The sequence below is a fragment of the Pseudidiomarina marina genome (assembly GCF_003987045.1).
GTDB lineage: Bacteria > Pseudomonadota > Gammaproteobacteria > Enterobacterales > Alteromonadaceae > Pseudidiomarina > Pseudidiomarina marina.
In genome coordinates this window covers 319,719-342,015 of record NZ_PIPZ01000001.1, presented here as the reverse complement: position 1 = coordinate 342,015, position 22,297 = coordinate 319,719, and the positions used below count along the sequence as shown (strand labels likewise).

Here is a 22,297-nt window from a genome sequence, read left to right as displayed (position 1 = left end):
CGGAAAGCCAAAAAGAGGCACCGAAGTGCCTCTTTTTCATCTGCTTAGCGGTCTTCCAAAGCAGGTACTGGACGCGGTGCCGGACCGATATAGTCGGCACTTGGGCGAATAATGCGGTTATTCGCGCGCTGCTCCTTCACGTGCGCAGTCCAACCGGTGACACGCGACATCACGAAAATGGGCGTAAACAACTTGGTTGGAATGCCCATGTAGTGATAAGCCGAAGCATGGAAAAAGTCGGCGTTCGGGAACAGTTTCTTCTCACGCCACATCACTTCTTCACAACGCACAGATACATCATATAAACGGCTATCACCAAATTCCTTCGAAAGCTTCTCAGACCATTCTTTGATGATATCGTTACGCGGATCGAATTCACGGTAAATCGCATGCCCGAAGCCCATGATCTTCTCTTTACGCTCAAGCATGCCCATTAACGTCTTCTCAGCATCATCGGCATCTTTCATGTTTTCAATCAATTCCATGGCCGCTTCGTTCGCACCGCCATGCAATGGACCACGCAATGAACCAATTGCGCCGGTTACACATGAGAAAATGTCTGACAAGGTTGAAGCACAGACGCGCGCAGTGAAAGTTGACGCGTTAAACTCGTGCTCTGCATAAAGAATCAGCGAGGTGTTCATTACATCAGTGTGCAACTTCGATGGTGCTTTATCATGCAATAAATGCAAGAAGTGCGCGCCAATTGAATCGTCGTCGGTTTGCGTCTCGATACGCTTGCCTTCATGGCTAAAGCGATACCAGTACAGCAAGATGCTTGGGAAAGCTGCCAACATGCGCTCAATTTTCGCATCCGCTTGGCTGAAATCTTCTTCGGGCTCAATGTTGCCTAAGAACGAACAACCGGTACGCATTACATCCATCGGGTGCGCATCAGCTGGAATGCGCTCAAGCACATCTTTCAGTTCTTGTGGCAAACCACGCTGCTTTTTCAAGCGTGCTTTATAGTCAGCCAGTTGCTTTTTATTCGGCAACTCACCATGCGACAACAAGTAAGCCACTTCTTCAAAACTCACTTTGTCAGCTAATTCTTTAATGTCATAACCGTAATAGGTTAAGCCTGAACCGCTTTTACCAACGGTACATAGTGCTGTTTCGCCTGCGACTTGTCCGCGCAAACCCGCGCCTGTTAATTTCTTATCAACCATCTCTAACTCCTTATATAAATCGTTAATCGTTAGCCGTTACTCGTTATTCGTGGTTATCTTTTTCGATTAACTAATAACGAATAACGAACAACGTTTTTTATTTTTTGAATAACTGATCGAGTTTGTCTTCGAACGCGTGATAATTCAGGAAGTCATACAACTCCGCGCGCGTTTGCATACTATCGACAACATCTTTCTGATGACCCTTTGCCAAAATGCTCTCATAGACGTTGAGTGCCGCTTTATTCATGGCCCGGAAAGCACTTAGCGGATACAAAACTAACTCGATGCCAACCTCAGCTAACTCGTCTTTGCTAAACAGTGGCGTAGCACCAAACTCGGTGATATTCGCAAGTACTGGCACATCAAGTGCTTTGGTGAACGCTTGATAGTGTTCAAGGGTATGAACGGCTTCGGCAAAAATAGCGTCCGCGCCAGCGTCAACACAAGCTTGTGCGCGTTCAATGGCGGCATCCAACCCTTCTTGTTGGAACGCATCGGTGCGTGCCATGATGTAGAACTGATCGTCAATGCGCGCATCAACGGCTGCTTTCACGCGGTCTACCATTTCAGCTTGCGATACAATCTCTTTGTTTGGGCGGTGACCACAACGCTTTTGAGCGACTTGATCTTCAATGTGGAAGCCAGCAGCGCCAGCGCGAGTCATTTCTTTTACTGTACGAGCAATGTTGAACGCCCCACCCCAACCGGTATCTGCGTCCACTAACAATGGCACATCAGTTGCGCCAGTAATGCGGCGAATATCTTCACACACGTCATTTAACGAGGTCATACCCAAATCAGGCAAACCAAACGATGCGTTCGCAACACCTGCACCTGACAAGTATAGCGCTTGGTGACCCACGCGCTCGGCCATCATTGCGGTATAAGCGTTAATGGTACCGACAATTTGCAGTGGCTTATTGTCAGCAATAGCTTGGCGGAATTTCGCACCCGCACTTTGAACTTGTGTCATGTTACTTCCCCAATTGTTGCAGTTTTAATTCGATATTACCGCGCGACGCGGCAATGTGGCGGCGCATCAATAGATCCGCCAATTCACCATCACGGTTCGCAATGGCGTTTATAATCGCTTTGTGCTCATCAAATGCGCGTGAAACGCGTGGCCCGTTCATACCAAGCTGAACACGGTACATGCGTACGAGAAAATAAAGCTCGTCGCACAACATATTAATCAAATATGGGTTTTTACTGCCGATGATAATGCGATAATGAAAATCCAAATCACCAGCTTCTTGGTAATAGCTCTCGCCTTCACGTACACGCTGAGTCGTTAAATGTTGGTCAAGCAGGCCGCGTAATTGTTCAATTTCATGATCGTCCATATTTTCCGCCGCCAGTCGACACGCTAACCCCTCGAGTTCTTCACGAATTTGATAGAGTGCACGAAGTCCTTCAGTGGAAAGTTTCACTACCCGCGCGCCCGCATTCGGAATACGCTCAATCAGATGACAGCGCTCTAAACGTGCCATCGCTTCGCGCAAAGGGGCGCGACTCACGTTGAATTTGCGCGCCAGTTCAGGCTCGCTAATCTTACTACCCGAGGCTATTTCGCCTTCCACGATAGTCCGCTGCATCTCAAGCAGAAGTCGATCGGATGAAGTGACGGGCGACCGCCATAATGGGCTTTGAGGTGAATTCGTCATGATTGTCGACATATTTTATAAACCGCGTGAATGATACGCTTATTTTCAACGAATTCCAAGTGAGAACGCGCCGCCATTGTCGACAATTTATTTTTTAAAGGTGGGATAAGAAATCGTTATCAATAGTAAATAGCATTAAAACACCGTAACTTTTAATTGGTGCTTTTTATCGTATTGCACCATGTAGCCAACCGTACGACTCAACTCAGTGTTTGTATACGCATCATGTACCTCGACCTTCGCCGAACACAATACCTCACCGGTTGCATAATTTGTTCGCAATGTCGTGACACCAACCATCGTTAATTCAACATGACTCGGTAACTTTTCTGAAATTAACTGACGAATTTCTCGTTTGGCTTGTGCCGCGTCACAGGAGGGACTTAGCTCACTGCAGCTCGTGAACAAAAAACAGCTAGCACCGATTATAACAAAGCGAATTGTGCGCAAAATCACCCCTTCTGACACCGCTAGGATAAAAGGAATCCCTTCCTGACCACCTATCCCTGAAGTATCTATCGGGAGATAGATAACATTTTAAAAACATTTAAATATGCACATTGACTTTACATAGAATAGAAAGCTCTCGAGCGAAAGGCAATATAACATTCGCTAGTAAGCATAAATTATCTGACGAAGAGAGGCTTATTGCTCAGCAAGTTCCGTTTTGCTTTGCTTGGTAATCGGCGCGAAGTCATTGTGTTGGAACACATCGTTTAGTATGGACTGCTCCATAAAGCTCCGCATTCCCGATTTACATGGGAAACGAATAATAAGATGAATTTCACCGGCGGCTGGCACTGAGATAGTGACGCGAGGGTCTGCGGATGGTACGTCGATACCGCGATGATCACTCATCCGCTGCATATAACGGCGAGCTTGTTCAACATAGTCGGCGCAGTGACGGTTAGCTGACTCTAACAAGGCTGATTGCGCGGCGTGCCAGTTGTCTTCACGTTTGAACGGTACGGTGAATACATGAAGTACGAAGTCGTGTGTATAGCTTTCATTTACCACAGGTTCAGAAACAAATAACGAGTTGGGAATGGCGATCATTCGCCCCGTACGTTGATGTGAGTGCTTGCCTGGCCCTACTTCCAAAATAGTTGTGGTCAATAGGTTTTGATCGATCACATCACCACGAAACTCTTTAATTTGAATACGATCACCAATACTAAATGCACTGCCCCCTGATTTAACTAGGCTTCCAGTCAAACACATAATAAGTTCTTTGGTAGCCACCACAAAAGCTACTGCTATCGCAACGATACCAAGCGCTAGGGTACGCAGTTCTTCCGCCCAAATCAGCATCAGACCGATAACCATTAACAACAATAATGCATTACGCGTTTGTACAAACCAACGGCGACGCAAATCAGTTGAACGAACACTCTTGCGGATAAATTTTGACAATATGGCACGAATAATCACTATCGCTGTCACCAATATCAGAGTGGCGATAATTGGGCGTAGTAGCTGCTCAGAAAACTGAAATTCGTTAAACAAATTTGTCAATGTATCCGTATACATAGGTTGGCCTAGTCGGTTTTAATTTTTATGACGAATATCTTACACCAGATTGGTAAATATTCCGTCAGTCCCTCGAGTAAAAATGATGTATATGCTATCTTTTATAGCCCAACATGAGGAGTAACTGTATGTCTATTAAAAATATTTTGTTAACTGCTTTATGTACAGCCGCGTTATTTACTACAACGGTTACCCAAACGGCACGCGCTGATACTTGGCAACTTGACAGTGAAAGCTCTGTACTCAACTTTGTATCGGTTAAAAATGATCATGTGGCAGAAACTCATCGTTTTACCGATTTACAGGGCTCCTGGGAGGATAACCAGGTTAGCATTGAAATTCCTGTGGTTAGCTTAGATACCCAAATTCCTATTCGAAACGAACGAATGCTCGAGCATTTATTCCAATCGACCGAATATTCAGTGGTTACTGCAACAGCAAAATTAGAAGATGATGTGTTGATGGCAATGTCAATCGGCGATTCTGTACCGATTGCTGTTGAACTCGATGTGTATATCGCCGGCGAGAGCGAAACCGTCAGTTCCTATTTGCAGGTAACGCGTCTTGCTACAGATCGATTTCTAGCGACGACAACGCAGCCTGTTATTATTGATGCCAAAGCATTTAATCTAGTTGCTGGTATCGACAAACTGCGCGAGATTGCAGGGCTTTCTCGCATCGATTACAGCGTTCCAGTAACCTTTAGCGTGCAGTTTACGCAATAATGGCGGCAGCTGTTCGCCCGGCTACAGCAACCGATGTAGCGCAACTTGCAGCCCTCGAAAGCAGCACTTATGCGGACGAGGGCTACCCTGCTCCGCTGTTTTATCAAGCCTTGGCGCAATGGCCGCAATGGTTTCTTGTCGCTGAAAGCGACAACATCGTTGTCGGTTACGTTTTGGCCGCGCCAGGCTCGGATAAAACCTTATGGATTATGTCGGTACTCGTCGACAAAGTAGCGCGCGGACAAGGTGTTGGACGACAACTAATGCAGTCGCTCATTGCTAATGTACACAACCATACGCGTGAATTTTCTCGATTAGCGTTAACCGTCTCTCCTAATAACCACGGCGCTATTCATTTGTATCGCCAATTAGGCTTCAAAGATATTAAACAAATCAATGATTTTATGGGACCTAGCCAACATCGTTTATTAATGCACTACGATGCCTGTTGACGGTGAGATTAAAACTCTCCTATAGTGGCTTCATAATAATTTAATAAAAATGTAAGGCACGAAGTCTCTTGTCGAAAATACGGATCAACCCTTTTGTTGTTTCGGCAACACTATTTACAACGCTGGTAGCGACCTTAACAATAGGCCTGCTCGGTCTAGTCATGAACGCGATTGTCGAGCCGCAAAGCCTGTTTGAACGGATGCTATCCAATAACTCATCGCTCATCTGTATCGCGATTGGCATTGCTATCGCCGGCCTATTATTTAAACGTTATCAATTACAGTGGCTGGGTGCAGGTATTATCATTGTTGCCGCTCTCCACAGCTTATTGGTCAACACGAGCTTGCATGACATCTTCTACATGTCGTGGTTAAGCGAGTACGAAGCCGCCCTCTACTTGCCTATGATTCTTTTATTCATCGTACTTGGTGTCATGCTGGCGATGAACCCGAAGCATCCGATACAACGCATCTGGATGCGCGTATCTTCGGCTGTGGTAACTGTTTCAGCGGTGATCATGCTTGCTCTGCATGTCAATCCGAACGGTTTTATGCTTCTCGGCCCGCATCCAGATATTACGAGTGTAGCAGCCGTGTTACTTTTGTTTTTGGGGGTTGGCTACAGTTTGCTTTCAAGGCAAGAAAGGTTTGCTTCTGCTTTACCTGGAAAGCAAGCCATGGCTATTGGCTTTATGACCGTATTCCTAACTAGCGTGGCTTGGTATTTTATGGGATACGCTAGCCTCAAGGAAATTCAACAACAAGCCGAGCGTGAAGTGGTCAGGCTGGCAAGTGCTCGCAGTACCATGGCCATGGTGAATGTGCAATTGATGAGCCGAATGACAGAGCGTTGGGAGCAAGCGGCCAGTAAAAATTTCGAGTTTGATCGACGCGCCGATGTCCAAGCCTATCTTCGAGATATCCCTCATTTGCTGAGTTTATCCGCACTCGATACCAATATGAGAACGTTATGGACGGAAGATCGTCCCGACAGCCGCATGCCGAGTCTTGAAGTGCTCGCGATGCCCGAAGTGCAAAATTGGTTGGTGCAGCACCACATTAAAACAAACTTTATGATTCCTGAGTTGCAATTCATGCAATCAGAAGCACCGGCGGTTGCGCTCATGATTTTGCCAATCGCCGATGTGGTTGACGACATGCGCTATTTGTTAGCTGTATTCGATCTGAATCAAATGATGAATCCGGCTACTCGCCTTACGAATGATAGTATCAAGGTCTATACTCGGCTTTCAGAGCAAGCAGAGCGTAGCTTTGAAGATAATAAACCGACCCATGAAAATGAATTGGCGCTCGCATCAACGATTCTTCCATTACCGCACGGACCGGAGCTAGAACTTCACGCAACGCTCTATGAGTTTAAAGAGCTTTCTTACGCCGCCAATATGCGAACCGCAATTGTTAGCCTTGGTTTATTGTTCAGTCTCGCGTTTGTTCTGATGTTTGAACAAAATCGTGCATTACGCCACCACAGTCACAAAATCACACTCACTCAAAAACATTTACGCAAGCAACGCCAAGAGCTGTCAGTAAACGAGCAACGCTATCGCAGTTTGTTTAGTCAGCACCCAGATCCGGTATTTTCACTTGATTGCGAAGGTAAGTTCACTCATGTAAACGATGCTTTTTGTGAACAAGTTGAGGTGACTCGTGAACAATTACTTGATATGCACTTTAGGGCGTTTTTAGACGACCATGAATATGCTCGCATTCTGCCAATCTTTAACGAGATTATTCAAACGGGACAAAGTCATCGTTATGAAGCAGAAGTAATTACCTATGTTACTAAAACGAGAAAGATTTTTGACATTACGAATCTGCCAATCATTATTGGTGGCGATGTTTTAGGTACGTTCGGTATCGGTAGAGATATCACACAAATTAAAGAGCAAGAGCAACAACTCAATTATCAGGCGCGCCATGATAACCTGACGGGCTTGTTCAATCGTGCTGCATTTGAAAGTGAGTTAACGCACTTTGTACGGCAGCAGCAAAGTTCGCCTTCGGAACAACTACTCGCTGTTCTGTTTATCGATTTAGACGGCTTTAAACCTGTCAATGATAGTCTTGGTTTACAAGTTGGCGATGAAATTTTGCAGCACGTCGCCGCGCGTCTGCAACACCACATTAAACAACCAGATATTCTTGCGCGTTTCAGTGGTGACGAATTCGTACTTGCCACGAACCGTTGCGAGTCAATTCCGCAGCTTGAAGCCTTGGTTGCTGAAGTCATGGATTTTATCGATGAACCCTATACGATTGGCAAGCAGAAAATATATTTAACCGCCAGTATCGGCGTGACCGTATACAAACCAAGTGACAAAGATGCATTGAGTCTAATCCAACAAGCAGATGTCGCCCTGGCTCAGGCGAAACAACAAGGTCGCAATCATTGGCAATTTTATAGTCAACAGCGCAAATCCATGTCTGCGTCCGACATTATTTTACGTAGCCAGTTGCAACAGGCTATCGATAGTGAATCATTGCAACTCTACTACCAGCCTATTATTGACTTTAGTTCAGGCAAGATAGTCTCGGTCGAGGCGCTGATGCGCTGGTTTCTTGATGATGGAACCGCCATTTCACCGCTTGAATTTATTCCCTTAGCAGAGTCGACAGGGCAAATTATTCCGGCGGGAGCTTGGGCTTTGAAACAAGCCTGTCACGATATGCAAATGCTACATGCTGCCGGAATCCAACGTGTTGCCGTGAACTTGTCGGCACTGCAGTTCCACCGAGCGAATTTCTTCGAGCAAATCGAGACCGTTCTTAAAGAGACACAAACATCTCCTGAAATGTTGGAGCTCGAGCTCACTGAGAGCATCTTGATGGAAAACACTAATAATGCCATCAGTGTACTCGAGCGTCTGCGAGAACGCGGTATTCGTGTCGCAATTGACGACTTTGGTACTGGATTTTCTGGCTTGAGTTATCTGAAAACTTTACCGGTAAGCAAGTTAAAGATTGATCGGGCGTTCATTAAAGAGCTCGAGCAATCATTAAGCGACCAAGTCATTACGCAAGGCATCATTAACATGGCCAAACAGGTTGGCCTAGAAGTCATTGCTGAAGGCGTTGAAACAAAAGAACAGATTGCTTTATTAAAACAATTCGGCTGTGGCTATGGGCAAGGTTTTTATTTTGCTCGCCCAATGCCACTTGCCGATTTATTAATATTTATCCAAAACCATGACCTGACTTAATCAATTATTTCAGGTCATCGTCATGCTGCTCAAGATCCCACGGTAAGCTACCCGGTGAAATATGCATAAACTGTAAGTAATTCTCGAACTGGTTAATCACATCGTTAATGATGTCATTTGGCTCATAGCCATACAGATCATAAGCTTGTCCACCTTGGCGTAAGAACACCTCAGCACGATAATATTCAGTATCTCGTTTATCGCGCTTGTCGGTTATCGCAAACTGCGGACGCTGATAAGCGCGCATGCGCACTTCATAACTGAAATCAACTTCATCTTGTCGACGAATGGTAAGTATTGCACGAACATGATCAGCGTCGAATGCGGTTTCCGTTTCCCAGTCTTTGGTGCCAAGTTCTTTCGCTACATCGCCAAGGCATTCCATAACCGTATGCTCAACAAACTCGCGCACTTCTGTCTGACGGGGGAAGTCAACAACCCCAGCTAGGCGTTTCTTCCAATACGAAGGGCCTGCGTGCACGCCTCGACGATGGGTTCGCATAGCGGTTTTTAAGCTCGCATATTGATGCCCTTCTATTACCAGCGCCCGCCACATACCAAACGCAGCAATTAAAATAATGACCGCAAACGGTAACGCACTAGTAATCGAAGCGGTTTGCAATGCGCCAAGTCCACCAGCTAGCAATAGCACCCCCGCCACCACGCCTTCGGCACTGGCCCAAAACACGCGTTGCCATACCGGCGTGTCGGCAATACCGCCCGACGCAAGTGAATCAATAACCAGTGAGCCTGAGTCTGATGAAGTGACGAAAAACGTGACAATCAAGACCACCGTGGCAAAAGATAGAATATTCGTCCACGGTAACCGTTCATAGAGCTTAAACAAGGCAATTGCCTCATCATTTTGAACTTCGGTTATTAGCGCTGTGTAGCCTTCATTCATAATCATGTTTAGCGCGGTATCACCAAACACGCTAAACCAGAAGAACGTAAACATGGTTGGGACAAACATGACACCGAATACAAATTGACGAATCGTGCGACCGCGGCTAATTTTCGCGATAAAGAGGCCGACGAATGGTGCCCAAGCAATAGTCCAACCGAAAATAAACAAGGTCCAATTACCAATCCAGTCGCTACGCGAATAAGCTTGAAGGTTAAAGGTACGCTCCACAATATTGTTTAAATACGAGCCAGTATTCTGTAGATAGGTTTCTAAAATATGAACCGTTGGGCCGGCAAAAAATACAAACAATAAGATAAACAGCACAAGCGTCATATTCACGTACGATAACCGTTTGATACCTTTATCTAAGCCAGCAACCACCGACATAATCGCAAACACCGTAATCACCGCAATCGCAATCAGTTGGACCGTCGTATTCACAGGTATTTCGGGCCACAAGTAGTTGAGCCCCGCATTAATTTGAATCACCGATAAACCAAGCGTCGTCGCGATGCCGAACATGGTGCCAAGAATCGCAAAGGTATCAACAGCGTGACCCATTGGACCATGAATCTTTTCACCAATCATTGGGTAGAGCGTTGAACGCATCGACAGTGGAAGGCCATGACGGAAAGAAAAATAAGCAAGTACCAATCCCACCAGACCATAGATTGCCCAAATATGAAAGCCCCAATGGAAGTATGCAATCTGCATGGCTTGCTTCGCCGAATCGACGGTTTGCGCCGCACCTACTGGTGGGCTCGCATAGTGCAGCACTGGCTCGGCTACACCGAAGAAAAGTAAGGCAATACCGTAGCCGGCCGAAAACAGCATGGCGAACCACGCGGGGAAACTGTATTCCGGCTCTGCATGGTCTGGGCCCAATTTAATACGTCCCCATTTGGAGATGGCAACAACCACAATAAAAACCAAAAATATGGCAACAGCCAACATGTAGAACCAACCGAAATCCTTGGTTATCCATGCTAATACATCACTGAACAATTCACCGGCAAGTTCGGGACTACTCAATGTACCGATGACTAACAACGCAATCACTGCAACGGCTGGTATAAAAACCGGCACTAAAATTGCGGAGTTCCATTTCGCTTTTGTGTTCGACATGCGTACTCACTCCCTTTGATTTTTGTTATTTAACCCTATGCGCTAAGAGGAAAAATTTCAAATCTGCGGCAACTCTGATAGCCTATTTCGAAACTTCCTGGAGCACTACAGACTATGTTTCACCGAATTGCTGGCCCAATTGCTGCGGTTTTATCTTACTTGTTGGCTCATTTCCTATTTGGCATGCCTACCGCCGCGGCATGGACGTTAGCAACCACGGTTTGGGTTGCTTGGTGGTGGATAACTGAAACCATTTCGCTTCCAGCCACGTCACTGCTACCCTTTGTACTGTTACCACTTGGCGGTATTGCAAGTGCTAACGAGGTCTCTGCGGCACTTGGTAACCCGATTATTCTGCTCTTCATGGCAGCGTTCATGTTGGCCAAAGCTGTCGAATTAAGCGGTGTACACAAACGAATCGCTTTGAGTTTAGTTCGTAAACTCGGCAACAGCAGCGCCCGCCGCATGATATTTGCCTTTATGATAGCTACTGCTTTTTTGTCGATGTGGATCTCAAATACGGCCGCAGTACTTGCATTATTACCTGTTGCGTTGGCACTGGCTGACGCGAGCCCCGATCACAAATTTCAACGTGCACTGCTACTCGGACTCGCTTATTCAGCGTCAGTAGGTGGTATCGCGACATTGATTGGTACCCCACCAAATTTAATTTTTGCCTCGGTTTACGAGAGTTATACCGGCACCAGTTTTGGCTTTATGCGATGGATGCAAATTGGACTACCGCTTGTCATCATTGGTATTCCAGTTATGGCCTGGTGGTTAACGCGAGGATTAACCTCAGAGGCTCATCTCGAAATCGCCGAAAGTGGCCCAATTCGTAGTGCGGAAAAACGTGTGTTGCTTATTTTTGGCATGGTTATCCTGCTATGGATGACGCGCACGGCGCCATTCGGCGGCTGGTCCGAGGCGCTCGGCTTAGGCACCATGGGCGATGCAACCGTTGCGTCCATGGGCGTTTTAGCGCTGTTTATTTGGCACGATAAATACGGTGTTTCATTGTTAGAGTGGCGCGATGCGGTGTCGATTCCTTGGGGTATTCTATTACTTTTCGCCGGAGGTATTGCACTCGCACAGGGCTTTGTCAGTAGTGGATTAAGCCAAATTATTGGCGATGGTTTGGTGGGTCTGGCGGGCCTCCCGACCTGGCTTTTAGTATTCCTGTTAGCCATTTCCGTTAGTTTTCTTACCGAGGTCACGTCAAATACGGCCACCGCAACGCTGCTTATGCCGGTGTTGGCAGCTGCTGCAGGCGCGCTGAACTTACCTCCAGAGTTGCTTATGATTCCAGCGGCTATTGCTTGTAGCTGCGCGTTTTGTTTACCGGTAGCCACACCTCCGAACTCGATCGTATTTGCGTCGGAACGGCTGACAATCAAGATGATGGTACGTGAAGGTATGGTTTTAAATGTGATTATGGCGGCATTGACTGCCGCCATTGTAATGTTATTTGTGTAGCTATTACTCGTTGAAATTAAAAGTGGATAACGCCCATATAGTCAGCGATATTGACGTCGTATGATGTGGTTTGTTTGAGAAAATCTGACATCGCTTCTAATGAGTCTGGTTCGCCATGAACTAAGTACACCTGTAGATCAGGTGGCAATGGCGAGCTATGCAGCCAATCGCCTATTTCTTGATAGTCAGCGTGGCCAGATAAGCCATCAAGGCTGCGGATCCGTGCTTTAACCGGAAGCCACTCACCATGCACTTTAATACGTTCGACGCCCTGTTCCATCTTGGCACCGCGCGTTCCCCCCGCTTGATGGCCAGAAAACAGAACAGTCGCGCGATGATCACCCAACCAATGTTTAAAGTGGTGTAAGATGCGCCCGCCCGTAGCCATACCACTACCAGCAATAATGATATGTGGCCCATGTTGCTTCGCAATCGCCTTTGAATCTTCAACATGCGGGGTATAAATTACTTGTTGTTCGGCAGCTTGACATTGCTCAGCCGTTAAACGATGAAACTGATGATAATCACCATAAATATCGGAGGCTTTTATCGCCATCGGACTATCTAAGAAAATCGGCATTCGCGGTATTTTTCGCTCAGCCATTAAGCTAACCAGCATATGCTGAAGTAATTGGGCGCGCCCTACTGCAAAACTTGGGATAAGTAATACGCCGCCGCTTGCCGCCGTTTCATTCACTACCTCTGCAAGTTGCTCCCACGGGTCGTCTGCCTCATGACGACGGTCACCATAGGTTGACTCAACCAACAGTATGTCCACCGACGGCATTGGCTCCGGCGGTTTCATCAAGATATCGTTAGGGCGACCGATATCACCACTAAACCCGATTCGTTTACCTTTATGCTCGGCAACAATACTTGCAGCGCCGAGAATATGCCCCATCGGATATAACGAAAACTCAATATCGCCAACTGCAAACTGTTGCTTAAAATCAATTGGATGGAGCAACTTTAAAGCGGCCTCTGCAGTGGCTTCATCATACAAGGGTTCAGGATTTTCGTGGCGACTTAACTTATGGCGACCGTAGAACTTCGCATCCTCTTCTTGAATTTTTCCGCTATCCGGCCACAACAAGCCACATAATCTAGCCGTCGCATGGTGGGTAAAAACAGGACCTCGATAACCATGTTTGTAGAGTACAGGAATAAACCCTGAATGATCGAGGTGTGCATGCGTTAGTACAATTGCATCAACATCTTGAATGCCCATTGGCAAAGGCTGCCAATTGCGTCGACGCAGCCACTTGTAGCCCTGATACATACCGCAATCTACCAACACGCGTGTTGTATCTGTTTCAAGTAAGTACTTCGAACCAGTAACCGTTTCACAACCGCCTAGAAAGGTTAAATGCATAGACGACTCCTTGTTTGCTGGCTATTTTGCTATCGCCAATTAAAGCAACCAGTCAATTGGTAGTAATGCCAGCGTTTTCATGCCTAATCGACGCCACCACGATACGCCAGGTTCAAAATGATAGCGAGTTATTCGTGGACCTAACCGCTCTTCCCAGTAGAGTTTACCTTGTTTATCAAGATCAACACGATACGCATAATTAGGTACGGTATCGCGAAACGCTTGATCAATTTTTTGCGCGAGTGCGGCGCTGTGAATAATAAATCCAAGTTCGGTGTTGAGCGCTATCGATCGCGGATCAAAGTTAAAAGAACCTAAAAAAACTCGCTCTTTATCAACACTGAAGGTTTTTGCGTGCAGGCTAGATGCTGAGGTACCGAATCGCTCTTTACCTTTCAGACGCTGACGCCGCAATTTACGCTCTTGTTTACGCGCAAGTGGCGATACCTTTTGCACTTCATAGAGTTTAATGCCCGCCGTAATTAACGCTTTGCGCCATTTGGCATACCCTGCGTGAACAACAGCGACATCGGTTGCCTCTAACGAATTAGTTAAGATGGTGATATCGACACCGCTAGCCGCTAGTTCACACAATTGTGCGACACCGGTCTTTGTCGGCACAAAGTAAGGCGAAACCAACTTCACACAGTGTTGCGGATTGCCGATTGCTTGCTGAAGTTGGTAAGCCAGCAAGTGTTGCTGCTGTGCTAAACCTAACGTTTTAGTTGGACTATCCGACATCAACCGAACGTCAGCCCAGACAAAGTCTAACGTTTGGGTCAAAAAATCTTGCACAAACGGTAATTCACGAATGGCTTCTATGTATTGCCGTGCGCTAGGGTCGGCTTCAATCACGCTCGCGCGTTGCTCCAATTTCGTCAAACTTTGTGGCTTCGTTAACGTGAACAATTGACTGAGTGGAACCGCTGAGGCGCTATTCCAATATTTCTCAAATTCTTGTTGGGCCTGCTTTACTACCGGACCAATCATCAGCGCATCGAGATCGGCAAAAATCATATCATCGTGCGCACCAAAATATTCATCACCAATATTACGACCACCACTAATCAAAACCTGTTGATCAGCAATAAAGGCTTTGTTGTGCATGCGGCGATTAACCCGAGCAAAATCAAAGAAATAATTAAGAAATCGCGGGCGACGAAGCTTCAGCGGATTATAAAGACGAATTTGAATATTTGGATGGCTTTGTAAGCCAATCAACACCGCATCTAAGCCAGCAGTGTTGTGGTCATCCAGCAGCAATCGCACGTTTACACCACGCTCAGCCGCTTCATGTAGGGCCTCAAACAGTAACGTACCGGTACGATCGTTACGCCAAATATAATATTGAATATCTAGGGTATATTGCGCGTGGCGAGCTAACACAACCCGTGCTGCAAATGCTTCACGAGCATTAATTAGCGGCACCACACCACTTTGCTTTGGGTGTTCAGCTAGTAACGGCTGTATAGCGGTTGCAAATCGGCCTTCAGGCGCCTCGGTCATGGTTTACTAGTAGCATCCTTGTTATCGTCTTTAACCGTCGTCGAATCGTCCGGTAATGCTGAAGATTCCTCGTCGGGGCTCAACGCCCCTACACATAAGCGACAATCGCCGGTGTCACTGACCGAACTCTCAACATAGCGCAATTTATGTCGAGAACGCCCACGGTTAGCGGAAATTTGAAACACGCGCTCGCGCTCATGTTCCGCTTGCTTATCATCGGATTTGTCTACCTTATCACTCATGCTTCGCCTCCAATGCAGTGGCGCGTTCGGCGCGTTGCGCCTCATCGTGAGTTAATTGCCAGCCATGCAACTGCTTATCGATAATATCAGCGAGCGCATCAATATGAGCTGGCTGTGCATTCAAAGCTGGAATATAAGCGTAGTCGATACCGCCGGCTTCCATGAAATACTCGCGATTTTCCTCGCCAATTTCTTCAATTGTTTCTAAACAATCGGCACTAAACCCAGGGCAAACAACCTGAACACGCTTAATTCCCTGCTCTGGTAATGCTTTTAAAGTAGCATCAGTATACGGTTGTAGCCACTCTTCACGACCAAATCGTGATTGAAACGTGGTCATATATTCGTGTTTTTCAAGACCTAATTGCTCGGCGATTAAGCGCGAGGTCTTATGGCATTCACAGTGATAAGGATCGCCATCATGCAAATATCGAAGCGGCACGCCGTGATAACTTAGAATGAGCTTCTCTGGCTTACCATGCGTCTCCCAAAATTTTCGAATACTATCGACTACTGCAGCAATATATTTGGGCTCATCGTGATAATGCCCAACAAAGCGAAAATCAGGAAGCCATCGACGCTTGTTGAAATCTTGACTGATAGCATCAAAGGTTGAACCGGTAGTTGCGGCCGAGTACTGCGGGTAAAGCGGCAATACCACCAGCTTACGAACACCAGCATCAAACAATTTTTGTAGGCCTGAGGCAATGGATGGATTGCCATAACGCATCGCATACTCAACCACCACATCATCGCCATATCGCTCAGCTAACTTCGCTTGCAACGCCTGCTGCTGATCTTGCGTATGAAATAAAAGCGGCGAACCTCGCTCTGTCCAGACCGTTTTGTATGCAGCCGCAGAACGACGTGGGCGAATTCGTAAAATAATACCGTTTAAAATTAACCACCACAGTAAACGCGGTACTTCGACCACTCGGGGATCTGAGAGAAATTCGCGTAGGTAACGGCGTAGCGCAGGCGTCGTGGGTTCATCCGGCGTACCAAGATTGGTAACGAGTACGCCAATTCTATCGGTTTGTGCATGACTAAACTTAGGACTACCTTGAAAACGCATGCTTACTACTCCCTTATGTACACATTTATGTCCACAATTGAACTTTTTGACGAATCTCGCCCGACTCTATCCACTCACGCAATTGATCGGCCATACGATGGCCGTGCTCAACCGCTTGTTGCCAATACTTAAAGCGGTCTTCAACACTTAGTTTAGCGAAATCGGTGCGATCCGGAATCTTGCCATATGGTAATGACGCAATAAATTCGGGTGACGGTGACATAAGGATCACATTCGGCCACTGTTTCCCGCGCGTGCGTCGCCATTTCAGGCTTTTATCAAACCAGCCTGGTACTACTTGATGGTAAAAATGCGGATACAGCACCAACCCATTCACCGCACTAAAATCGAGATCAAAGTGATAATCGGTGATGCCTCCATCGCGGTACATTCCAGGCGGCGCACCCGCGATATCCATCACCCCTTCCAGAACCATCGGAATCGAGCCGGTAGCCAATAGCGCTTGTTTAAAATTTTCCTGACTAAGAGGCACCGTATAAGTCGGAATATCTTGCCAACCTTTAGCAAATTCAACGGTGGACTGCGGATGGTGCATAATTACCCGATCATAAAAACGCCCCAAATGCCGACGACTCATGGCATTGGCAGCCGCAGACCCAAGTAATCCAGCAATTTGCCGACGTCCGTTGGTACCAGTTAAACCACGACACCGAGTGACAATCCAATGATGTCTATATTTATCTTGCTGCAACAAGTCAATCACTGCGGCATCAGGAACATATTCATGCAACAATTTGATGGCTTCATCGGTAATTTCGCGCACATCAGGTTTCGCACTGTAAGTTTGTTGGCGATACAACCGGCAGAATAAATCGCTTGCGGCCACCGGATCAGCTTGCCCTAAACTTGCAAAACGCCAAGCCCCAGCGGAAGTTCCCAGCATATCGAGCGGTTGCGTGCGCTGGCTGAAAAAGTCACCGAACAAATAACGATCAATGCCCTGCAAAACAAACCACTTAGGACCACCAGAAGCGCCTAACAATAAGCCAATATCATCTGCGTTTAAGCCGTTATCTTGAATATGTAACCAAGCGTCGCGCCCTGCCTTAATGGTCAACCAATCGGTGGTCATGTTCTCTGTATTCCTTGCTCGTACAACGTGTTATATGGTCTGAGTATATCGAAAAAGCGCACGTTAAACAGCTCTTGTCGCCTCGATTGTGGCAATCTGATATGCTTGCCGCACTTACCGAATTTCCTTTGTTAAAATTGACCTAAACGAATTCAAGAGAGTAAAAATGAAAGTCATTTCATTCAACATTAATGGTATTCGCGCGCGCTTACATCAGCTTGAAGCGCTCATTCAGAAGCATCAACCCGATGTGATTGGATTGCAAGAAACCAAGGTTCACGACGAACAGTTTCCGCTCGCAGATGTTGAGGCGATGGGCTACCACGTGATTTTTCACGGTCAAAAAGGCCATTATGGTGTGGCGCTGTTAAGTAAAAAGCCGTTAGAAAATCCAACGTTTGGTTTTCCAAACGATGGTGAGGAAGCCCAACGTCGAATGATTATGGGTGACTATATTACTGATAGTGGCGAGCGCGTGCGCGTATTAAACGGTTATTTTCCGCAAGGTGAAAGTCGTGACCACCCGCTAAAATTCCCAGCTAAAGAAAAGTTCTATGCTGACTTGATGAATTACCTGAATAATGAGCTCGACAGCGAACAGTCGGTTGTTGTTATGGGTGATATGAATATTTCGCACCAGGATTGTGACATCGGTATTGGTGACGACAACGCAAAACGTTGGTTGCGTACCGGCAAATGTAGCTTCCTTCCAGAAGAGCGCGTGTGGCTGAATACGCTGCTAGATTGGGGATTAATTGACACCTATCGTCAGCAACACCCAGAAGTAACCGATCAATATAGCTGGTTCGATTATCGTTCACGGGGCTTTGACGACAACCGAGGACTACGAATCGATCTCATTTTGGCAACAAAAAAGCTAGCAGCGGTTTGTAATGATAGCGGCATTGACTACGAACTACGTGGCATCGAGAAACCGTCTGATCATGCGCCAATTTGGAGTTCGTTCTCTATTTAAGTAATCTTGCCGCCAGGTTAATGCTCGTCTGGCGGCAGTTCTTGGAGTGCTTTTTTTAATATTTTTGCTAAATCCATATAGGTCGGCTGCGCCTGCGGTTGCACCTTCAGTTTTTTCGCCAAGTCACCATACCAATGCTTCAAGCGCGGATCTAACTTCGTATTTGCGCGGCGTCCAAGCCAAAACCAACCTTGAAACGGCAACGACAGTAGGAATAACGACGTGACCAACGCCTGCGGCACCAGCATGTGTCCCTGCCACTGCCATTGCACCGCAAGATTAATCACCGCCAGAGCCGGCATCCACCGAGCTGCAAATTGCACCGCAGGCACCACTCGGCTCTCGGTCATTGCAGCGACAACGGCGTGCCGAGGCCAAATGTTGGCGTAATGCTGGCCATCTTTCATTAATTTAAATAAGTTCATAAGTGCGTTATTCGTTAATCGTTAATCGTTAATCGTTAATCGTTAATCGTTGTAGTGTGTCTGTTTTTTCGAATAACGACAAGCGCAGCGATCGAATAACGAAAAACGGTTTTTCTAGCCAACTGTACGGAAATCAATCATTACAAAATATCTATATAATTCATCACGTTACATACTTCACTGCAGCTAACTCACAGAGTTATCCACATAAATTGTGGAGAATTCACAGCGGCTTTGTCACAATGCGCCTACAGATGTTTTACAAGAAAGAGAAAATCGACACATGAGTATTACAGTTTACGGTATTCCTAATTGCGATACGGTTCGCAAAGCACGCAAATGGCTCGAGCAACAACAGGTTACGTTTCATTTCCATGATGTGCGCGCTGAGCCAGTTCCAACGAGTACTATTGCTGTTTGGCTAGAGCAACTTGGTAGCGATACCGTTATTAACAAACGCAGTACGGCATGGCGGCAACTCAGTGCTGAGCAACAACAAATAGCGACCAACGAGGATGCGGTGCGCCTATTGCAAGAGCACCCAACGCTAATGAAACGCCCCCTATTGGATTGTCATGGTACGTTATCTGCGGGCTTTAATGAAAAGCTGTGGCAGTCTGCATTGGAGCAGCGCTAGTGGATACAGTTGCCCTCACCTGTGAGTTAATCCAACGCCCATCGGTTACGCCAAATGACGAAGGCTGCCAAGAACTTATTGGTCAACGTCTGGCGCAGCTCGGCTTTCGATTAGAAACCATGGTGTTTGAAGATACAACGAATTTATGGGCTCGTCGGGGTACCGATGGACCCGTGTTTTGTTTCGCCGGCCACACCGACGTGGTACCTGCAGGAGCCGAACATGCTTGGATCTATCCACCATTCTCGGCGACGCGAAAAGACGGCTATATATACGGCCGTGGCGCCGCTGATATGAAGGGCAGCTTGGCGGCGATGGTGGTTGCCACTGAACGGTTTGTCGCAAGCCACCCGAATCATAAAGGCAGTATTGCATTTCTTATCACCAGTGACGAAGAAGGCCCTTTTATAAACGGTACGCCGAAAGTCGTCGAAACGCTTGAAGCACGGCAAGAAAAAATAACTTGGTGTCTGGTTGGCGAACCATCGAGTACAGCGGAACTTGGTGATGTGGTCAAAAATGGTCGCCGTGGTAGCCTTACCGGAGATTTAATCGTGTTTGGTATTCAAGGGCACGTTGCCTACCCCCATTTAGCTGAAAATCCAATACATATGGCATCATCGGCTTTAGCCGAGCTAGCGCATTCGCATTGGGATGACGGTAACGATTCGTTTCCACCAACCAGTTTTCAAATTTCCAATATTCAAGCAGGAACTGGCGCTGGCAACGTTATTCCTGGCGAACTGCATGTTCAGTTCAATTTTCGTTTCAGTACGGAATCAACCTCAGAACAACTTAAACAGCGCGTCATCGACATTGTTGAGCACCACAATTTAGACTATTCGTTAACGTGGAAACTCAATGGCGAGCCGTTTTTAACCGAATCCGGTGAATTGGTTGATGCGACGGTGAAGGCTATCGCGGAATTTACCGGCCGACTTCCAGAGTTATCCACTGCTGGCGGCACCTCGGATGGTCGCTTTATTGCGCCAACAGGAGCCCAAGTCATCGAGTTAGGGCCAGTGAACGCCACAATTCATAAAGTGAATGAATGTGTCAGCGAAGAGGATTTAGATACATTGACGCGAGTTTACGAAAAAGTCCTTGAGAACCTATTATGTTAACCCTTGAGCAGTTGTACGGTATTAACTCTAACCATACCGAACAGATCGCAGGTGAACGCGATGGTGTGCGCCTACAGGAACCCGTTGCGCAAGCTTATATTGCCATGCGCGACGCTGCAGCCGACGCTGGAATAACCATGGCAATTGCTTCTGCTTTTCGTGATTTTGAGCGTCAACGCACCATTTGGAACCGAAAATTCAATGGCGAAGCGCCGCTGTATAATGATCGCGGCGAGTTACTCGATGCGACAAACCTCTCGGTAGGTGAAAAAATTGAAGCGATATTAACTTGGTCAGCGCTACCCGGCGCTTCTCGACATCATTGGGGTACTGACTTTGATGTGTACGATCCGACGCCATTTTCCACCGGTGAGCGCAAACTCGAATTAATTCCGGCAGAGTACCAAGAATCTGGGCCGTGTTATGAGCTACATCAATGGTTAATAAAACATGCTCGCGATTTTGGTTTTTTCTTCCCATATGCACGCTATCAAGGCGGCGTTGCAGCCGAGCCTTGGCATCTTAGCCAACAACATCTGGCTAACCAAGCACACGCGGAGATAAACGTTGAGCAGCTTACCAACGTACTAACCAAGTATGATGTAGCTGGGCGCGAATACGTCATTGAGCAACTGGCTGAAATTAAGCATCGTTATATTGACAGTATCTGCAATGCAGATATCACATCAGGTGATATATGGTTTGGTTAATGATTTTACTTGCGGTTGGCATTATTGTCGGTAATTTAATGCTGTTAAAACATACCGCACATATAAAAATGCCGTCGCTGAAAGATAAACAGCAACGGCATCAAGATGATTCAGATGACGATGATTGGCGTGACGATTAAAGCGGAACGCCCAACCGTGCAGCCACCTCTTCATAAGCTTCAACAACACCGCCTAGACCTTGACGGAACCGATCTTTATCAAGCTTTTTACGCGTTTCTTTGTCCCACAAACGGCAACCATCTGGACTAAACTCATCGCCCAAGACAATATTGCCATCGCCGTCGACACCAAATTCAAGTTTAAAATCAACCAACAACATACCAGCGTCGTCAAACAACTTTTTCAGTACGTCGTTTACTTTGAAAGTAAGCGCCTTCATTTGTGCCAACTGCTCAGCGGTTGCCCACCCGAAACTGATTGCCAGAGATTCGTTGATCATTGGGTCATGTAGCGCATCGTTTTTCAAAAACTGTTCGAACGTTGGTGGATTCAACTCCTGCCCTTCGGTTACTCCTAAACGGCGCACTAAAGAACCTGCCGCATAATTCCGAATAACGCATTCAACTGGAATCATCGCTAGCTTTTTAACCAATGTTTCCGTATCGCTCAATACTTGATCCAATTGAGTTGGAATGCCTGCATCTTCAAGCTTCGCCATGATGAAGTTGTTGAACTTATTGTTCACCATACCTTTGCGATCCAGCTGCTCAACTTTCTCACCATCAAAGGCTGAGGTATCGTTGCGGAACTGAAGAATTAAGCGTTCAGGGTTATCCGTGGTAAATACGGTCTTGGCCTTACCCCGATACAATTCAGTACGTTTTTCCATGAGCAGCTGTATCTC

The 22,297-nt window shown here is 46.7% G+C and carries 22 protein-coding genes; 9 read left to right on the top strand and 13 right to left on the bottom strand.

Going from position 1 to position 22,297, the window contains the following annotated elements; all coding sequences use genetic code 11:
• Positions 1–44: 44 nt before the first annotated feature.
• The 5 genes from prpC to CWI76_RS01550 all read right to left on the bottom strand — a co-directional run bounded on the left by prpC (position 45) and on the right by CWI76_RS01550 (position 4,366).
• The gene (gene prpC / locus CWI76_RS01570) at positions 45–1,169 is read right to left on the bottom strand and encodes a bifunctional 2-methylcitrate synthase/citrate synthase (protein WP_126758632.1); all 1,125 of its coding nucleotides are present in this window, start codon (positions 1,167–1,169) and stop codon (positions 45–47) included.
• Positions 1,170–1,266: 97 nt separating this feature from the next.
• The gene (prpB, locus tag CWI76_RS01565) at positions 1,267–2,145 is read right to left on the bottom strand and encodes a methylisocitrate lyase (RefSeq protein ID WP_126758631.1); all 879 of its coding nucleotides are present in this window, start codon (positions 2,143–2,145) and stop codon (positions 1,267–1,269) included.
• Position 2,146: 1 nt separating this feature from the next.
• The gene (locus CWI76_RS01560) at positions 2,147–2,848 is read right to left on the bottom strand and encodes a GntR family transcriptional regulator (RefSeq protein WP_420849464.1); all 702 of its coding nucleotides are present in this window, start codon (positions 2,846–2,848) and stop codon (positions 2,147–2,149) included.
• A 123-nt stretch (positions 2,849–2,971) separates the two neighbouring features.
• The gene (locus CWI76_RS01555; RefSeq protein WP_126758630.1) at positions 2,972–3,286 is read right to left on the bottom strand and encodes a hypothetical protein; all 315 of its coding nucleotides are present in this window, start codon (positions 3,284–3,286) and stop codon (positions 2,972–2,974) included.
• A 195-nt stretch (positions 3,287–3,481) separates the two neighbouring features.
• Entirely contained in the window at positions 3,482–4,366 is an 885-nt protein-coding gene (locus CWI76_RS01550; RefSeq protein WP_126758629.1) for a mechanosensitive ion channel domain-containing protein, read from the bottom strand.
• 128 nt (positions 4,367–4,494) lie between these two features.
• Between CWI76_RS01550 and CWI76_RS01545 the strand changes: the two genes are divergently transcribed.
• The 3 genes from CWI76_RS01545 to CWI76_RS01535 all read left to right on the top strand — a co-directional run bounded on the left by CWI76_RS01545 (position 4,495) and on the right by CWI76_RS01535 (position 8,764).
• Positions 4,495–5,091 (top strand): YceI family protein, encoded by a 597-nt coding sequence (locus CWI76_RS01545; protein WP_157980792.1) that lies wholly within the window; start codon positions 4,495–4,497, stop codon positions 5,089–5,091.
• Positions 5,091–5,543, top strand: a complete 453-nt coding sequence (locus tag CWI76_RS01540) for a GNAT family N-acetyltransferase (RefSeq protein WP_126758627.1) — start codon at positions 5,091–5,093, stop codon at positions 5,541–5,543. Before CWI76_RS01545 ends, CWI76_RS01540 begins: the two co-directional genes overlap by 1 nt.
• Positions 5,544–5,704: 161 nt before the next feature.
• Positions 5,705–8,764 (top strand): putative bifunctional diguanylate cyclase/phosphodiesterase, encoded by a 3,060-nt coding sequence (locus tag CWI76_RS01535; RefSeq protein WP_126758626.1) that lies wholly within the window; start codon positions 5,705–5,707, stop codon positions 8,762–8,764.
• A gap of 4 nt (positions 8,765–8,768) precedes the next feature.
• On the opposite strand, the gene CWI76_RS01530 is transcribed toward CWI76_RS01535, so the two are convergent.
• The gene (locus CWI76_RS01530; RefSeq protein ID WP_126758625.1) at positions 8,769–10,796 is read right to left on the bottom strand and encodes a BCCT family transporter; all 2,028 of its coding nucleotides are present in this window, start codon (positions 10,794–10,796) and stop codon (positions 8,769–8,771) included.
• 114 nt (positions 10,797–10,910) lie between these two features.
• On the opposite strand from CWI76_RS01530, the gene CWI76_RS01525 reads away from it, so the two are divergent.
• Complete coding sequence (locus CWI76_RS01525; RefSeq protein WP_126758624.1) at positions 10,911–12,272, top strand: SLC13 family permease; 1,362 nt, start codon at positions 10,911–10,913, stop codon at positions 12,270–12,272.
• Positions 12,273–12,288: 16 nt separating this feature from the next.
• Here CWI76_RS01525 and CWI76_RS01520 read toward each other — a convergent pair whose 3' ends face one another.
• From CWI76_RS01520 to CWI76_RS01500, 5 genes are read right to left on the bottom strand one after another with little or no spacing between them, the layout of a single operon-like run.
• Positions 12,289–13,644, bottom strand: coding sequence for an MBL fold metallo-hydrolase RNA specificity domain-containing protein (locus CWI76_RS01520; RefSeq protein ID WP_126758623.1), 1,356 nt, complete (start codon positions 13,642–13,644; stop codon positions 12,289–12,291).
• Positions 13,645–13,683: 39 nt separating this feature from the next.
• Positions 13,684–15,150, bottom strand: a complete 1,467-nt coding sequence (locus CWI76_RS01515; RefSeq protein WP_126758622.1) for a phospholipase D family protein — start codon at positions 15,148–15,150, stop codon at positions 13,684–13,686.
• The gene (locus tag CWI76_RS01510) at positions 15,147–15,392 is read right to left on the bottom strand and encodes a hypothetical protein (RefSeq protein WP_126758621.1); all 246 of its coding nucleotides are present in this window, start codon (positions 15,390–15,392) and stop codon (positions 15,147–15,149) included. The genes CWI76_RS01515 and CWI76_RS01510 overlap by 4 nt, the downstream gene beginning before the upstream one ends.
• Positions 15,385–16,467 carry a ferrochelatase gene (gene hemH / locus CWI76_RS01505; protein ID WP_126758620.1) on the bottom strand — a complete coding sequence of 361 codons (1,083 nt, stop codon included), beginning with the start codon at positions 16,465–16,467 and terminating at the stop codon, positions 15,385–15,387. The genes CWI76_RS01510 and hemH overlap by 8 nt, the downstream gene beginning before the upstream one ends.
• 25 nt (positions 16,468–16,492) lie before the next feature.
• On the bottom strand, positions 16,493–17,560 hold the full coding sequence (locus tag CWI76_RS01500; protein ID WP_126758619.1) for an alpha/beta hydrolase: 1,068 nt from the start codon (positions 17,558–17,560) through the stop codon (positions 16,493–16,495).
• Between the two features lie 166 nt (positions 17,561–17,726).
• Here CWI76_RS01500 and xthA point away from each other — a divergent pair, with 166 nt between their 5' ends.
• Positions 17,727–18,536 (top strand): exodeoxyribonuclease III, encoded by an 810-nt coding sequence (gene xthA, locus CWI76_RS01495; protein ID WP_126758618.1) that lies wholly within the window; start codon positions 17,727–17,729, stop codon positions 18,534–18,536.
• A 17-nt stretch (positions 18,537–18,553) separates the two neighbouring features.
• Here the strand turns inward: xthA and yfbV are convergent, their stop codons facing one another.
• On the bottom strand, positions 18,554–18,961 hold the full coding sequence (gene yfbV, locus CWI76_RS01490) for a terminus macrodomain insulation protein YfbV (protein ID WP_126758617.1): 408 nt from the start codon (positions 18,959–18,961) through the stop codon (positions 18,554–18,556).
• 283 nt (positions 18,962–19,244) lie between these two features.
• Between yfbV and CWI76_RS01485 the strand changes: the two genes are divergently transcribed.
• From CWI76_RS01485 to CWI76_RS01470, 4 genes are read left to right on the top strand one after another with little or no spacing between them, the layout of a single operon-like run.
• Positions 19,245–19,598 carry an arsenate reductase gene (locus tag CWI76_RS01485; protein ID WP_126758616.1) on the top strand — a complete coding sequence of 118 codons (354 nt, stop codon included), beginning with the start codon at positions 19,245–19,247 and terminating at the stop codon, positions 19,596–19,598.
• Positions 19,598–20,722, top strand: a complete 1,125-nt coding sequence (gene dapE / locus CWI76_RS01480) for a succinyl-diaminopimelate desuccinylase (RefSeq protein WP_241967923.1) — start codon at positions 19,598–19,600, stop codon at positions 20,720–20,722. The genes CWI76_RS01485 and dapE overlap by 1 nt, the downstream gene beginning before the upstream one ends.
• On the top strand, positions 20,716–21,432 hold the full coding sequence (locus tag CWI76_RS01475) for a M15 family metallopeptidase (RefSeq protein WP_126758615.1): 717 nt from the start codon (positions 20,716–20,718) through the stop codon (positions 21,430–21,432). The genes dapE and CWI76_RS01475 overlap by 7 nt, the downstream gene beginning before the upstream one ends.
• Positions 21,420–21,572 carry a DUF2897 family protein gene (locus CWI76_RS01470; protein WP_126758614.1) on the top strand — a complete coding sequence of 51 codons (153 nt, stop codon included), beginning with the start codon at positions 21,420–21,422 and terminating at the stop codon, positions 21,570–21,572. The genes CWI76_RS01475 and CWI76_RS01470 overlap by 13 nt, the downstream gene beginning before the upstream one ends.
• Here the strand turns inward: CWI76_RS01470 and purC are convergent.
• Positions 21,569–22,282: a phosphoribosylaminoimidazolesuccinocarboxamide synthase gene (gene purC / locus CWI76_RS01465; RefSeq protein ID WP_126758613.1), complete on the bottom strand. Its 714-nt coding sequence runs from the start codon at positions 22,280–22,282 to the stop codon at positions 21,569–21,571. The two genes, CWI76_RS01470 and purC, sit on opposite strands and share 4 nt — an antisense overlap.
• Positions 22,283–22,297 lie beyond the last annotated feature (15 nt).

What these genes read in the sequence shown, in the direction of transcription:
- CWI76_RS01500 (WP_126758619.1), bottom strand. Translation starts at nt 17,560, where the DNA reads ATGACCACCGATTGGTTGACCATTAAGGCAGGGCGCGACGCTTGGTTA.
- prpB (WP_126758631.1), bottom strand. Translation starts at nt 2,145, where the DNA reads ATGACACAAGTTCAAAGTGCGGGTGCGAAATTCCGCCAAGCTATTGCT.
- CWI76_RS01545 (WP_157980792.1), top strand. Translation starts at nt 4,495, where the DNA reads ATGTCTATTAAAAATATTTTGTTAACTGCTTTATGTACAGCCGCGTTA.
- CWI76_RS01525 (WP_126758624.1), top strand. Translation starts at nt 10,911, where the DNA reads ATGTTTCACCGAATTGCTGGCCCAATTGCTGCGGTTTTATCTTACTTG.
- prpC (WP_126758632.1), bottom strand. Translation starts at nt 1,169, where the DNA reads ATGGTTGATAAGAAATTAACAGGCGCGGGTTTGCGCGGACAAGTCGCA.
- CWI76_RS01540 (WP_126758627.1), top strand. Translation starts at nt 5,091, where the DNA reads ATGGCGGCAGCTGTTCGCCCGGCTACAGCAACCGATGTAGCGCAACTT.
- CWI76_RS01470 (WP_126758614.1), top strand. Translation starts at nt 21,420, where the DNA reads ATGGTTTGGTTAATGATTTTACTTGCGGTTGGCATTATTGTCGGTAAT.
- yfbV (WP_126758617.1), bottom strand. Translation starts at nt 18,961, where the DNA reads ATGAACTTATTTAAATTAATGAAAGATGGCCAGCATTACGCCAACATT.
- CWI76_RS01550 (WP_126758629.1), bottom strand. Translation starts at nt 4,366, where the DNA reads ATGTATACGGATACATTGACAAATTTGTTTAACGAATTTCAGTTTTCT.
- CWI76_RS01530 (WP_126758625.1), bottom strand. Translation starts at nt 10,796, where the DNA reads ATGTCGAACACAAAAGCGAAATGGAACTCCGCAATTTTAGTGCCGGTT.
- hemH (WP_126758620.1), bottom strand. Translation starts at nt 16,467, where the DNA reads ATGCGTTTTCAAGGTAGTCCTAAGTTTAGTCATGCACAAACCGATAGA.
- purC (WP_126758613.1), bottom strand. Translation starts at nt 22,282, where the DNA reads ATGGAAAAACGTACTGAATTGTATCGGGGTAAGGCCAAGACCGTATTT.
- xthA (WP_126758618.1), top strand. Translation starts at nt 17,727, where the DNA reads ATGAAAGTCATTTCATTCAACATTAATGGTATTCGCGCGCGCTTACAT.
- CWI76_RS01515 (WP_126758622.1), bottom strand. Translation starts at nt 15,150, where the DNA reads ATGACCGAGGCGCCTGAAGGCCGATTTGCAACCGCTATACAGCCGTTA.
- CWI76_RS01520 (WP_126758623.1), bottom strand. Translation starts at nt 13,644, where the DNA reads ATGCATTTAACCTTTCTAGGCGGTTGTGAAACGGTTACTGGTTCGAAG.
- CWI76_RS01510 (WP_126758621.1), bottom strand. Translation starts at nt 15,392, where the DNA reads ATGAGTGATAAGGTAGACAAATCCGATGATAAGCAAGCGGAACATGAG.
- CWI76_RS01535 (WP_126758626.1), top strand. Translation starts at nt 5,705, where the DNA reads ATGAACGCGATTGTCGAGCCGCAAAGCCTGTTTGAACGGATGCTATCC.
- CWI76_RS01560 (WP_420849464.1), bottom strand. Translation starts at nt 2,848, where the DNA reads ATGTCGACAATCATGACGAATTCACCTCAAAGCCCATTATGGCGGTCG.
- CWI76_RS01475 (WP_126758615.1), top strand. Translation starts at nt 20,716, where the DNA reads ATGTTAACCCTTGAGCAGTTGTACGGTATTAACTCTAACCATACCGAA.
- CWI76_RS01485 (WP_126758616.1), top strand. Translation starts at nt 19,245, where the DNA reads ATGAGTATTACAGTTTACGGTATTCCTAATTGCGATACGGTTCGCAAA.